11 protein-coding genes are annotated in these 13,250 nt (G+C 46.3%); 3 read left to right on the forward strand and 8 right to left on the reverse strand.

Translation table 11 applies throughout. The annotated features are described in order from the left end of the window. Nucleotides 1-5: 5 nt before the first annotated feature. The 3 genes from BREVNS_RS00810 to BREVNS_RS00820 form a co-directional block, all read right to left on the reverse strand. Nucleotides 6-1,889, reverse strand: a complete 1,884-nt coding sequence (locus BREVNS_RS00810; protein ID WP_483427178.1) for a tetratricopeptide repeat protein — start codon at nt 1,887-1,889, stop codon at nt 6-8. Next, a complete protein-coding gene (locus tag BREVNS_RS00815; protein ID WP_483427179.1) occupies nt 1,889-2,785 on the reverse strand; it encodes a DUF2225 domain-containing protein in 897 nt (298 codons plus the stop codon). The genes BREVNS_RS00810 and BREVNS_RS00815 overlap by 1 nt, the downstream gene beginning before the upstream one ends. A 136-nt stretch (nt 2,786-2,921) precedes the next feature. After that, nucleotides 2,922-3,575, reverse strand: coding sequence for a late competence development ComFB family protein (locus BREVNS_RS00820; protein WP_483427180.1), 654 nt, complete (start codon nt 3,573-3,575; stop codon nt 2,922-2,924). Between the two features lie 166 nt (nt 3,576-3,741). Between BREVNS_RS00820 and metK the strand changes: the two genes are divergently transcribed. Genes metK through BREVNS_RS00835 form a run of 3 tightly spaced genes read left to right on the forward strand, consistent with a single transcriptional unit; the run spans nt 3,742 to nt 7,250 of the window. Continuing rightward, nucleotides 3,742-4,902, forward strand: coding sequence for a methionine adenosyltransferase (gene metK, locus BREVNS_RS00825; RefSeq protein ID WP_483427181.1), 1,161 nt, complete (start codon nt 3,742-3,744; stop codon nt 4,900-4,902). Between the two features lie 47 nt (nt 4,903-4,949). After that, nucleotides 4,950-6,287 (forward strand): UDP-glucose dehydrogenase family protein, encoded by a 1,338-nt coding sequence (locus tag BREVNS_RS00830; RefSeq protein WP_483427182.1) that lies wholly within the window; start codon nt 4,950-4,952, stop codon nt 6,285-6,287. A 6-nt stretch (nt 6,288-6,293) separates the two neighbouring features. Further along, complete coding sequence (locus BREVNS_RS00835; protein WP_483427183.1) at nt 6,294-7,250, forward strand: UDP-glucuronic acid decarboxylase family protein; 957 nt, start codon at nt 6,294-6,296, stop codon at nt 7,248-7,250. Here the strand turns inward: BREVNS_RS00835 and BREVNS_RS00840 are convergent. The 5 genes from BREVNS_RS00840 to nadB all read right to left on the reverse strand — a co-directional run bounded on the left by BREVNS_RS00840 (nt 7,195) and on the right by nadB (nt 13,250). Beyond that, the gene (locus BREVNS_RS00840) at nt 7,195-8,178 is read right to left on the reverse strand and encodes a polysaccharide deacetylase family protein (RefSeq protein ID WP_483427184.1); all 984 of its coding nucleotides are present in this window, start codon (nt 8,176-8,178) and stop codon (nt 7,195-7,197) included. The genes BREVNS_RS00835 and BREVNS_RS00840 overlap by 56 nt on opposite strands. Nucleotides 8,179-8,189: 11 nt before the next feature. Further along, the gene (locus tag BREVNS_RS00845) at nt 8,190-9,701 is read right to left on the reverse strand and encodes a RimK family protein (RefSeq protein ID WP_483427185.1); all 1,512 of its coding nucleotides are present in this window, start codon (nt 9,699-9,701) and stop codon (nt 8,190-8,192) included. A 307-nt stretch (nt 9,702-10,008) separates the two neighbouring features. Continuing rightward, a complete protein-coding gene (locus BREVNS_RS00850) occupies nt 10,009-11,001 on the reverse strand; it encodes a hypothetical protein (protein ID WP_483427186.1) in 993 nt (330 codons plus the stop codon). A gap of 22 nt (nt 11,002-11,023) precedes the next feature. Then, the gene (locus tag BREVNS_RS00855; RefSeq protein ID WP_483427187.1) at nt 11,024-11,566 is read right to left on the reverse strand and encodes a hypothetical protein; all 543 of its coding nucleotides are present in this window, start codon (nt 11,564-11,566) and stop codon (nt 11,024-11,026) included. Nucleotides 11,567-11,678: 112 nt separating this feature from the next. After that, a complete protein-coding gene (nadB, locus tag BREVNS_RS00860; protein WP_483427188.1) occupies nt 11,679-13,250 on the reverse strand; it encodes an L-aspartate oxidase in 1,572 nt (523 codons plus the stop codon).

The following is a 13,250-nucleotide window of genomic DNA, read 5'->3' on the forward strand; positions in this document are numbered from 1 at the left end:
TCACCCTAATATCCTAAGATAAATTTTAATTTTGTCAAGTCTTTTTGCTCAAAATCTTTTTCACGAATAAAATAAAGCCTCTCTTTTTCATCATAGTCCAATCGGCTCTCTTTTGCCACCGCTTCCAGAAGACTCTCATTCTCACTCACCTTTTTCACCACCACCCGAAGAAGCGGTTCACCCGTTCGCCGTTCAAAACCTACCCACCGTTCGCCCATCTTCACCCCCTGGAGAGAACCCGCGGCCAGCACATACTGACTTCTGGTTTCTACCCTCTTCACAAGATAAATATCCGGGAAAACCTCATCAAGCCAGCTCGCCACTCTCCAGATATTCTCTCCCATATTCTTCTCATCAAAGGGGAAGGTCTTCATCGCTATCGTCGTATTGTTGCCATCCACAATCTCAACCTGGACGATATCCTGACCTTTCTTCACCCCAATTCGCACAAAAAACCCGAGTCCTTCTTTCCGAAGAAGGGACAAAAGATCTTTTGTGCTGTTTGATTGTCGGATATCTCCCCCGAAAAACTTAAATTTACCAAAAAATTTGCTATACTCCAAAAAAACGTTCTGATACACCTCCGCAAGATTGAGAAAATCACTCTCGACCACGACGTATCCCTGATAGATATGCCTCACAGGTTTATCAACCACCATCTCTTTTCTGGCTATTCGCCACTCATAACGAGAAAGCTTATCCCTTATTTTCACATCAGAATAAAAACGCTTGAGTACCAGAAGTTCCTCATAGGCCTCCGCCCACATCCCCTTTTCTTCATAAAAAGACACCAGATCAAAACGGGCTTCTTTGAGATAGGGATCGATGCCTATAGCTCGACGAAGAAACACAAAATAGCGCTTGAGATCGCCGGAGGTTTTTGTTTTCTTTGCCTTCTCATAGAGTCGCGCGGCTTCAGCCACCCTCTCTTCACTTCCTACTTCCTCATTGATACGAAGGTACTCCTGATACCCAAATTCATACAACTCGTATTTTGGAACCAACTCAAGGGCTTTTTTGTAGTAGTCGATAGCGCGACTTTCTTTCATCCGCCCATACGCAAGGGCCATTTTGTAGGCAAGCTCTGCCAAAGACTCAGGAGTATGATAGACTCGCTCGTTTTCTAACCACTCATAGTGCTTGATCGCTTCCTTCTCCATTCCAAGGGCAAGATAGGCATCACCGAGGACTTGTCTGCCGGAAACAAAATGATCGAAAAGATCCACCGCCCTGCGAAGAACCTCAATGGCCTCTTCATACCTTCCTGCCTGAAAATAAAATTCCCCCAAAGCCAAATGAGTTTCCCGCCTGCGTGGTTCCATCCGAAGCGCCTTGGCAAACGATGCTTCAGCTTCCCTCATATTCCCTTTCACCTCATAATACTTCCCTAAGGCAATCACATTCTGCCAGTCCTCAGCATCATACCGTAAGGCCCGCTGAAGGGATTGATACGCAAGGGAAAGCCTATTCTGCCTCAGATAAAGCATACCAAGTTCTCTATGAGCAGAAGCCATGGCCGGATATTGTTTCAGGATATCCTGATAGACCTTTTCGGCTTTGGTATATTCCTTGAGTTCCCGATAACAGTTCCCCATGAGAATACTGCTTTCTGTGTCCTGTCGATTGTAACGCAGAGCCTTCTGCGTCGCCTCCAAGGCCTCTTGATACTGTTCCAGGGCGTAATACACCATCGCTAAATACCGATACGCATCCCCATAGGAAGGATTGTTTTTCAAAACCGTGCGGATATAATCCAAGGCATCTAAATAGGCTTCCTTCTCATAGGCCTGACGACCAAGCGAAAGCCTTTCCACCTCTGAGATCTGCCCCCAGAAAGGCAGAAAAAGCCCAAGACATACGACAAAGAGCACACCTTTTCTCAAACGCATCACTCCTCTCCATCCATAGAATGATCCGTTTGAATCCCTAACTGGGTTTCCAAGGTAGCCAATTCTGCATTTATTTTGTCCCTTACCTCACGGGAAAGATTGAGAAGAACCTCCGGAGTATCCTTCTTCTTCTTTCCAAGGCCATATACCTTACTCAAAATTCGCTTCACTTCTTCATATACCTTGATTTTCTGGTAGGGGTCTTCTATATAAATACTCATTTTGTACTTCAGCATTCCCAAGATATAGAGAACCCCCTGATACCCATAATTATGGTCAGTATCAGGACCAAGATTTCGACAGGATTCAAGGGGTTCTATGGCCTTAGCCTGTCTCTCCATAGCGGCTTCATAGAATTCTGCTGCCTTTTTATAAAAAATTTCAGAGAGTTCCTGATAACGATCATCCTTGGTTTCCTGGTACAGATCCTTCATAAGCCACGCCGTCCGAAGGGAATAAATACCCCTCTTGATGGTGGGAGAAAATTTTCTTGGTTCAAAAAAACCATAGGAAGAAATAGCTAAAATATAACTCCCCACCCCCGCCACCAAATCCCGCCTCTGCGTATAATCCGGAATACGCCCAAAAAGCTTCACAAGATATTTGGCTCTCACATCCCTGTACTCCGCCACCTGTGGAATCACCTTGGGGGGAAGTTTCTCAAAATCCTCGTCAGCAGAAGCATACAGACAATTGGGACAAACCGTGATGGGATAAATCAGCGGATTGATAGTTCCATACTTCTGCGTGGGAATATAAAGACGTCGAAGCTCCTCTGTAAGTTTTCCCGCATTGAGCCTTCCTCTCCCCGTGAGAAGCTCCTCTCTACGAAAATTTGTCCCGCATACAGGACAGGTAATCTCCTGTTTGGAAAAAAACGTGACTTCTTCTGGCATACCAAAAACACCCTACAACCCCATAGAAAGGGACACCCATACCGCCTGAGGAACGACAAGCACAACGACTAAAAGAACCACTATAAACCCTATCAAAAGCCACGGAGAAAAGGTTTTTTCCATCTCTCAGCCTCCTTTATACGTATATATCCGGAACCTCAAACATCTCTTCAAACACCTCATCGCCCGACTTCCATACCCTTGGAGCAACCCTGAGCGAAAACGAATACTGATGCCTTTTGGAGAAGGTATTCACCTGAATAGCAAAGATAAACTCTCTTTCGCTGGTATTCTGTGCTTCCTCGGGAAGAGGCGCAAAAGCATACCATCCCCCCTCATCGGGCTTGATATGGTAGGGATTGTACCATTTGACATAATAACTCGGGACAAGCTTTTCTTCCAAGAAGAGACTCACCTCTCCATCCTCTATGGGGGCCATCGTCCGTCCCTCTAATACCCTCCCATAGATCTTCGGAAAAAAATAATACGCCTTCCCTTCTTGCAAAACATGCTGGGGAGTTTTCTCTCCCTCGCCAGATCGCTGGACAATCTTGAGAGCCTGCGAAAGAAGAACCCAGATATCAGCCAGAAACTGCGGATCACTCTCATATTTCTGAATCATATACACAAAACCACGACTGCTGGTGGTATAAAGAGGCCGCATCCTGTTCAAAACATACGCCGTCATTTCCACCTTTTGCGTAGGTGAGAGAATACCAGCCTTGGCCTCTTCCATCTCCTCAATTCTATGCCACACGATATCCTCAAGGATATTTTTTAACTGCGCCATATCCTCTCCTTGTCTCTATTACTTTAACAGTAAACACCAAAAAAGTCAAGATTTGGAAGTGCTGAACTTCATCTCACCCAAACTTTTCCTTTTTTCAAAAGTTTGCAGAAAAAAAGAGAAAAGTGTATAATATATATCTCGAATTACTTAAAGAAAGGAGTCCTCTATGAGTAGTAAACGCTACCTTTTCACCTCTGAGTCTGTCAGTGAAGGTCATCCTGATAAACTTGCCGATCAGATTTCTGATGCGGTACTCGATGCCTGTTTACGGGACGACCCAAATTCTCGTGTAGCCTGTGAAGTGTTTACTACTACAGGCATGGTGCTTATCGGTGGAGAAATCACTACCTCCACGTATGTGGATTTCCAAGAAGTAGCCCGCGGTGTAGCCAAAAAAGTAGGATATACCCGACCAGAATTCGGCCTTGACTACGAATCTATGGCCGTTATCAATACTGTCCATAGCCAGTCACCAGATATCTCTCAGGGTGTTTCTGGAGAAGGGCTTTTCAAGGGGCAACAGGGAGCAGGAGATCAGGGAATGATGTTTGGCTTTGCCTGTCGGGAAACCCCAGAACTCATGCCCGCCCCTATCATGTATGCCCACAAAATCCTGATGTACGCCTCCAAACTCCGAAAGAGTGGAGAACTCACCTGGCTTCGTCCTGATTCCAAAAGCCAGGTGACGTTGGAATATGAAGGACATAAACCCGTTCGTGTTCACACCGTGGTTCTTTCCCACCAGCATGATGAGACTATCTCGTATGAGGATCTCAAACACGAACTCATTGAAAGGGTGATTAAACCCATTCTTGAACCAACCGGTCTTTTAGATGCCAATACCAAGTACTTCATTAACCCCACGGGGCGCTTTGTAATAGGTGGTCCCCATGGCGACACGGGTCTCACCGGCCGCAAGATTATTGTGGATACGTATGGTGGTATGGGGCGACACGGCGGTGGCGCCTTTAGTGGCAAGGATCCCACAAAGGTCGATAGAAGCGCTGCCTATATGGCCCGCTATGTTGCCAAAAACCTCGTGGCCAGTGAACTCTGTGAACGTTGTGAGATTCAGGTTTCCTATGCGATTGGGGTTCCTTTCCCCATCTCTGTGATGGTGGATACCTACGGAACAGGAAAGGTGCCTGACGAGAAACTCGCTGATATGGTTACCAAGGTCTTTGATCTCTCCCCGGCTGGTATCATCAAAACCTTAGACCTTCGCCGACCTATCTACCAGGCAACAGCCGCCTATGGCCATTTCGGAAGAGAAGAATTCCCATGGGAAAAGACAGACCGTGTGCAGGATATCCTGAAACTTGTTTAATTGATACCTGAAATATATTATATATAGAATATTTGAAAGGTGGAAATATGAGGGTTGGGATCATCGGAACAGGGTATGTAGGAATCGTCTCTGGTGTCTGTTTTGCCGAGATGGGTCATCAGGTGGTCTGCTTTGATGTGGACCAGAAAAAACTCGCTCTCTACAGACAAGGCAAATCTGCCATCTATGAACCAGGGCTTGAGGAACTTCTCACCAAAAACCTTGCAGCCAAGCGAATACGTTTCACGGACGTCATCACAGAGATGCTCCATGATTCGGATATTATCTTCATCTGTGTGGGTACTCCACCCCTTCCCGATGGTTCTGCTGACCTTTCTCAGGTAGAGACTGCTGTTCGAGAGATAGCCGAAAATACCCCCCATGGAGCCTACAAGATTATTGTAGAAAAAAGTACTGTGCCTGTGGGGACTCACAAGCGGCTCAAAAATATTACGAGGCTGTACAACAAATCACAGGCCAAATTCGACTTTGTGGTCAATTCTGAATTTCTCAAAGAAGGTGATGCTATTCACGATTTTATGCACCCGGATCGTGTGGTTATCGGAGTGGAAACAGATGAGGCAAAGAACCTGATGATCCAGCTGTATGAGCCATTCAAAGACAAGATCCTTGTCACTGACCCTTCGAGTGCAGAGATTATTAAATACGCCTCTAACTCCTTCCTTGCCACCAAGATTTCGTTTATCAACATGGTTGCTGACCTCTGTGAAAAAACGGGGGCTGATGTGAGTCTGGTAGCGGAAGGCATGGGACTTGATAAGCGCATCGGAAGGGCCTTCCTCAATGCCGGTATAGGATACGGGGGAAGTTGTTTTCCCAAGGATGTGAAGGCTTTTATCCATGTGATGGAACAACATGGTGTCGAAGCCTCTATTTTAGAAGCCGTGGATACCTTCAATACCAAGCGTTTCCATCGAATGGTAGAGATCCTCAAAGAAGAAATCTGGATCCTCAAAAACAAGCACATTGCTATGTGGGGACTCGCTTTCAAACCCAATACCGACGATATCAGAGAAGCTCCGGCTATCAAGATTGCCCAGGAACTCCTTGATGCAGGGGTAATTCTCCACCTTTATGATCCGGCGGCTATGGAAAACTTCCAGAAGCTTTTTCCTCCTTCGGACCGGGTGCATTATGCCCTCACCCCCCTTGAGGCCATTCAGGATGTTGAAGGGCTTCTTTTAGTTACCGAATGGGCGGAATTCAAGAAAATCCCGCTCAAGACTATCTACGAAAAGATGAAGCTTCCTGTGGTGATCGATGGCCGAAACCTCTTCCCCGCCGAAGAGATGATAAAGCATAACTTCCGGTATTTCCCTGTGGGTAAAGGCAAAGTCCTTGACCGCATGAACGAAACGAAGTAGGTTCCTATGAAACGCGTACTTATTGCCGGCGGTGCTGGGTTTATTGGAAGTCATCTTTGTGAGAGATTTTTAGATGAGGGGTATGAGGTTTTCTGTGTGGACAACCTTTACACTGGCACACGAGAAAACATCATTCATCTTGAAGCCAACCCCCATTTCCATTTCATAGAAGAGTCCATCCTGAACCCTCTTGATATGAGGTGTGAAATCATTCTCAATTTTGCCTGCCCTGCGTCTCCCCCACACTATCAAAAAGATCCCATCTACACAGCTCGTACCAGTTTTGAAGGGACTTTTCACCTTCTTGAACTGGCAAGAAAAAACAACGCTCGTTTTCTTATGGCTTCTACCAGTGAGGTGTATGGAGATCCGGAAGTTCACCCCCAGAGTGAATCCTACCGGGGAAATGTGAATCCCATTGGGATCCGGAGTTGTTATGATGAGGGCAAACGAATTGCCGAAACTCTCACCATGGACTATAGACGCTTTTACGGGCTTGATACCAAAATCATCCGCATCTTCAATACCTATGGACCTCGCATGCTTGAAAATGACGGAAGGGTGGTCTCAAATTTCATTGTTCAGGCCATTCAGGGAAAACCCCTCACCATTTATGGAGATGGCTCACAAACCCGAAGTTTCTGCTATGTCTCTGACCTTGTCGAGGGAATCTACCGCATGACCATGAAAGAGAATTTCTCAGGCCCCGTCAATCTTGGTAACCCGGAAGAATATACCATGAAAGAACTGGCTCACTTAGTCCTTGAACTCACCGGAAGCCGTTCTTCTCTTGAGTTTCTCCCTCTTCCAGAAGACGATCCCAAAAAACGCCGCCCTGATATTACCTTGGCAAAAAAAGAACTCAACTGGTCTCCCCAGGTTCCCGTACGGGAAGGTCTCAAAGCCACTATCGAGTACTTCCAGAAGAAACTAAAAGCCGGGGCTTCCCAGAGACAGCCATAAACTCCCGCCCATAGGAAGTCATATCAGCAAAACGTATTTTGCCCTGCAAAAAGGCATTGGTGTTGGTAGAGAGGAATCGTTTCAGGTGATTCACCTCAACGGGCTGAGTGCCATTGGCATGGGAAAGCACCACCGCCCAGCGAGGCATCCTTTTCTGTCCAATCCAGATGGTGGTATCGAGCGCTATCACTCCCAATTCTCCAAGGACCTGTATTTCATCGGGATGATAACGAAGACCAGGGAAACGAAACCATATCGAGGGAAGAATCCCATGAGAGAGCATGGCTACCTCGGTATTGGTGATTTCAGCGATCAAGTCCTTTCTTGTCCATTGATTGGAATAAATATGATGGGCATACGTATGATTTCCTGCCACTACCTTCAACCTGCGCTGTTTTAACCAGGCTAAATCATTGGTATGGGTGATAATCCATTTCCCGGAAAAAAATACCACCACAGGAAGAGGTTGTCCTGTAAAAGAAGATGTTTCTTCTAAGGCCAAAAAAAACTCCCTGCTCATCGCCTTTGAAGTAGGACAAAGGTCCGTCGTAAGGACTAACGTGAGAGCAGAAGAACAAACCCTCCCACCCTCCATGGCATGACCAAGAGGAGTCTTCTGGAGAAGCATTCTCTGAAGAAGAAGTTCATACAGGGTATTGGAGACATTGGTTGCTCTCAACCCCCTGTTTTCTGGCACAAGAAGAGAATCCAAAGAGTTTTCATTTACTGCCAAAAAATATCTTCCATTTCCTGTCCCTATGAATCGCAAAAGACGAAAAACCTCCCCATTCAACGCCACCTGCGCCTGGGTAATCTTGTACACTTCGGGGACAAAAAAAGGCTCAAAAAATACCTGAGAAATCTCCCCATCCCCCCATCCCTGAGAGAGCATACCCCCTATCCAGAAAACCACAAAAAAGCGTTTCACCATACCTCCTCTCAGGAAGAGAGAAGATTTTTCCGTCGGCTGACTTCTAAAGCAAAGTACTGCATGATATGACGATAGAGACGATCCCGCAGAATCTTATCCTCAATTCCAGCATCAATATTCGGGTTATCATTGATTTCAATCAAATAAAACTGGTCCCCAACCTGCTTGATATCCAGTCCATACAGCCCCTTGCCCACCAATCTGGCTGCTTTGAGCGCCATGGAGATAAGTTTCCGTGGGGCAAGTTCCACAGGAAGAGTCTCAAACCTCCCGTATTTATCCTGCCCTTCCTTGGCGTAATTGACAATCTGCCAGTGTTTGCTGGCCATGTAGTACTTGCAGACATAGAGAGCCTCGCCGTTGAGTACTCCCACCCGCCAATCAAAACTGGTGGGAAGAAACTCCTGGACAACAATCAGATCACTCATATCAAGAAGCCTTTCCGCTTCCCGAAGAAACTCTGCCTCATCATTGACCTTTACCACTCCTCGAGAAAAAGAGCTATCGGGTTGTTTCATCACACAAGGGAAAGACACCTCTCTGACTAACTTTTCGGTATTGTCCTCATGTAAAATCCATGTTTTTGGGGTAAGAATTCTTGCCCGATGCATGAGTTCGGCAAGATAGACCTTGTTGCTACAGCGGATAATAGACAAAGGATCATCTATCACCACAAGCCCCTCTGCTTCCGCCCGCTGAGCAAAACGAAAGGTATGATGGTTTACCCTGGTTGTCTCACGAATAAAAAGGGCATCAAACTCAGCGATTTTGCTATAATCATCCTTGGTGATAAACTCCACATTGAATCCCACAGCCTCGGCTGCCTTTTCAAACTTTTGAAGGGCTTTGGTATTGGATGGGGCATCGCTTCCCTCTTCAGGATTTACCAGGATAGCCATATCATACGGAGAAGAATGCCGTTTTTTATGATAAAAGTTCTTGGTGGCAAAATACACATCCGCAAATTCCACCACCCACATCTTTTCTGCATCAGGAATTTCATTGGCGGAAATAGGAACAATACTCTGCACCTCCCAATGACCATTGGGTTTCACAAACACAGCCTTGATAAGCGGTGCCTGAAAGATAGAAAAAATAGCCTGCCCTAGCCTCTCATAATCCTTTCGCACCGTATGACCAAAATAGATCCTCATCGTAAACATGGGGACATTTTTGCCACTACTTAATTTGGTTTCCTGAACATCTGAAGGGGGGGCTTTTTCAAGGGTCGTACTGATGAGTCTCTCAAGGTCCTCTGTGAGAACCTTGACAACACTCTGGGTTTTCATCTCCTGAATCGTGGCAACGGTAGGCATCACCTTGTGCTGTCTCGCTGCGGCAAGAAGAGAGACATAATACCCTATAGATTGATACCGATACGAACGACAAAGATTGAAAACCTTGATATTTTTGTCCTGAATAAACTCATCCTTGGTGAGATAATCCTTGGCAGATACCACCCTGATATGAGAAGAATGAAAGAACCAATCCTTGGGATTATTTACGACCACACAGATCATTTTTCCCCTCCTCTCCAGGAAGGGAAACACGCTGGTAAGGGATCAATATCGTCAATCATAGAGAGACCTCTTTTTTTGCTTTTATGAGTATACAGAAAAATCCCAAAAAACTCAAGTTTTTCTTTTCCTCTTTTTCAAAAGTGAGAAATTTCCCTTTTTGGCTATCCCCCGTTTCATCTACCCCGTGGCTACAGAAATGATGCCAAAACCTTTTCGCTGAAATGCCTCATGCCTCTCCACTCTCCATAGCCTGCATACTTTCTCAGTAAAAAAAGGGGTGCTCCCATGGGGAGCACCCTTCGTCTTCTTAAAAAGCAAGGGAGATGGGCACAATAGTCACCGCAAGAGCGTTGTTGAGCGGATTCCACTCAAGAGCGATATCCGAGACAAAGAAGTGGGTACCTAACATAAGCCTCATGTTAAAAAGATCATAGGAAGCCTTTCCTTCTCCTTTGAGTTCTACTGATTGATTGCCAAGAGAACCTGTGGTATCGGTAAAAGATACTTTACTCGTGAGAGCGGTATTCACCTCCCCAAAATTGAAGTTCACACCGACCCCACCATAAATGTCAAACATCATCACCGAAAGTCCCCCAACGACCTTCAACCCAAGAGAAGAACCACCCCAGCGGTTTTCCATGGCCATGGTCATCTCATTGGTACCAATAACCGTTGTATCAGCATAAGCGACTGTAGCCATCTTCTGAGAAGCCCCAATCACCCCTCCATCATAGTCATAGGATACCCTGGCTTCAATCTGGCTCTTGGCAAAGACCAAATTGATACCGGTTATCTTATACCGTGCCTCAGCCCCAAAGTGGAAAAATCCCAATTTGACATAGTTGTCTGCCGTACCAAACTGAAGTTCTGGGAAAAATCCAAGCCGAAGTCCTACATCCATAGGAATCACAGGAAGCCCTATCTTGGCGTAGAGCATATCATAGCTCAAGGGAAGAAGCCCCACCACCTTGGCCATGGCTTCAAAACCAGCTGCATTTTTGGAGGTCATCTCCCCCGTAAGAGACGAGGTGTTCCCTGAAAAAATCACTGGCCACAGATACCCTGGAAGGGCCGTTCCAGCCCCTAGTCCCACCTTGAGACCCAAAAAACCTGAGGCATTGGCTGGGGTTACATTCCCGGATCCGGTATAGTAACCCACATTCTTTGCTAACGAAGCTGCCACCTGCTTTGAGCCGTCGTCAAGCACCTTCTTGAGATCATTGGTCATGTCATCAAACTGCGTTCCAAACATCACACCTGCTATAAGAAGCCCCGCACCAATCTTCCACCATGGTTTCATATATACCTCCTTTTTGTAGGGTTTATTTCACCTTGAATTCCACAGAACCAAAGACGGCATTGGCTACAATGACCACCGCCGACTGAGCCTCCGAAGAAAGAGAACCAAAACTCACACTCTTCCTATCCGGAAATTGAACGCTACCGAAAACGGCATGCCCCTCTAAACGAACAGGCACATCTCGGGGCAAGGTTACCACCACAGAACCAAATATAGCATTACACTCAATCACCCGCTTTTCTTCTCCCTTAAGCGAAGAAAAATCCGCCTCCAGTGAACTGAAAATGGCGTTAAAAGTAGAAGCCCCTTCTTCTAAAGAAACTGCTCCTGAAGAGAATATCCAGCTTCTCTCCGAACCGTCTCGGATTACCCTTTCCTGCGGTCCCCACTTCCATGGGGGCTGAAAGATAAGCCCAAATCCAAGGTAAATGAGAAAAAGAGCAAGTCCTATCCGAAAAAGGGGAAGATCAATATTCCAGAAGGCCTTCAAAATAAGCGAAATACCAAAAAGAATAAAAAGCACACCGATAAACACCGTAAAAGCCTCAAAACTAAACCACCGCATAGAAACCTCCTTATGTTTACTATAACATCTTTTCCTAAAAAAATCAAATCAAAAGAATTCACTGGTGAAAAGATCTTAGAACAAAAAACTTTCGCCAAAAAAGAGCGTCCTCTCAGAAAAGCTCTGCCTCACTATCTAAACGATAATGTGCCCCTCGACTCTCCCTATTGGTCCAGGCATGCTGGGCCACAATAAGCCCCGTCTGAACGGCATTTCGAAGTTCGATAATCTCAGGAGAAAGCTTGGTATCACGATAAAAATCTTCTACGTCTTCTCGAAGATTCTTGAGATCAACAAGCGCCCTCTTGAGACGCTTCTTTGTTCTCACAGCCCCCACATAGTTCCACATCATATTGCGAAGAAGAGCCCAATCCTGATAGATGAGTGCAGGATCCAAAGTTTCCGTTCCCGTATCCTTCCACTCAGGGACCTCATCATAGGGCTGATACTCCCAGCTCTCTCTATGGGCCGCAAGATAGCGAGCAATTCTTCGCCCAAAAACCACCCCCTCAAGAAGCGACGTGCTGGCCAACCGATTTGCCCCATGAAGCCCTGTACAGGCCACTTCTCCAACGGCAAAAAGCCTCTGGATAGTTGTCTGTCCATTCATATCCGTATATACTCCCCCACAGGAGAAGTGATACGCCGGCACAACAGGCACAGGATCTGTGGTAATATCAATCTTGTATTCAAGGCATTTCTGATAGATGGTCGGAAAACGGCTTTGAATCTTTTCTTTGCCAAGACGGGCTATATCCAAGTACACACACGGTTCATGGGTGGCATACATCTCGGAGAGAATAGCCCTCGTTACCACATCCCTTGGCGCAAGATCCCGAAGCTCATGATAACGTCCCATAAAGGCTTCTCCATTTTTATTCACCAGAACAGCCCCTTCTCCCCGAACCGCCTCTGAGATAAGAAAATTGCTTGCCCTCGGATGAAACAGGGTCGTTGGATGAAACTGCGTATACTCCATATTGATAAGTCTCGCCCCCGCACGATAGGCCATCGCATACCCATCCCCTGTGGCACCCGAAGGGTTTGTTGTATGAAGGTAAATCTGACCCATACCTCCCGTGGCCAAAATCACATTTTTCGCCAAAAGCTTCTCCACACGCCCCGTTGTCTGATTCAGGGCATATACCCCCAGAGCTGTAGGAGGAAGATACATTCTATTGGCATAACGCGTATGATGATCAAGGGTGATAATATCAATAGCATGATACCCACACCGAAATTCCACTCCCGGGGTTCGACGCAGAGTGGCTATGGCTGCTTCTTCGATAGCCCTGCCTGTACTATCCAGAGCATGGAGAATACGACGAACCGAATGAGCCCCCTCTTCCGTGAGATCATAACTTCCCTCATCATTACGAGAAAAAGCAATACCAAAAGCCTGCAGGAGTACCTCATTCACAGCCTCTTCCGCTTCGGTGGCCACAATCCTTGCTGCTTCTGGATTGGCTATCCCTGCCCCAGCCCTGAGTATATCCTCCATGAGAAGTTCCGGAGAATCGTCCGGACCTTTGTAGACAATCCCACCTTGAGCGTAATAGGTATTGGATTCGTGAGGATCCTTTGCCTTGGTAAGTAAAAGAACGGAAAGTCCCTCTTTAGCCAAAAGATAAGCTGTCGTCGCACCTGCAATTCCACTTCCAATAACCAGCGCATCCCACATCAT

Source organism: Longinema margulisiae (assembly GCF_025266855.1).
GTDB lineage: Bacteria > Spirochaetota > Brevinematia > Brevinematales > Thermospiraceae > Thermospira.

Bases quoted from the DNA above. Each gene is read 5' to 3' on its own strand.
- BREVNS_RS00810 (WP_483427178.1), bottom strand. From the start codon at position 1,889: ATGCGTTTGAGAAAAGGTGTGCTCTTTGTCGTATGTCTTGGGCTTTTT.
- BREVNS_RS00815 (WP_483427179.1), bottom strand. From the start codon at position 2,785: ATGCCAGAAGAAGTCACGTTTTTTTCCAAACAGGAGATTACCTGTCCT.
- BREVNS_RS00820 (WP_483427180.1), bottom strand. From the start codon at position 3,575: ATGGCGCAGTTAAAAAATATCCTTGAGGATATCGTGTGGCATAGAATT.
- metK (WP_483427181.1), top strand. From the start codon at position 3,742: ATGAGTAGTAAACGCTACCTTTTCACCTCTGAGTCTGTCAGTGAAGGT.
- BREVNS_RS00830 (WP_483427182.1), top strand. From the start codon at position 4,950: ATGAGGGTTGGGATCATCGGAACAGGGTATGTAGGAATCGTCTCTGGT.
- BREVNS_RS00835 (WP_483427183.1), top strand. From the start codon at position 6,294: ATGAAACGCGTACTTATTGCCGGCGGTGCTGGGTTTATTGGAAGTCAT.
- BREVNS_RS00845 (WP_483427185.1), bottom strand. From the start codon at position 9,701: ATGATCTGTGTGGTCGTAAATAATCCCAAGGATTGGTTCTTTCATTCT.
- BREVNS_RS00850 (WP_483427186.1), bottom strand. From the start codon at position 11,001: ATGAAACCATGGTGGAAGATTGGTGCGGGGCTTCTTATAGCAGGTGTG.
- BREVNS_RS00855 (WP_483427187.1), bottom strand. From the start codon at position 11,566: ATGCGGTGGTTTAGTTTTGAGGCTTTTACGGTGTTTATCGGTGTGCTT.
- nadB (WP_483427188.1), bottom strand. From the start codon at position 13,250: ATGATGTGGGATGCGCTGGTTATTGGAAGTGGAATTGCAGGTGCGACG.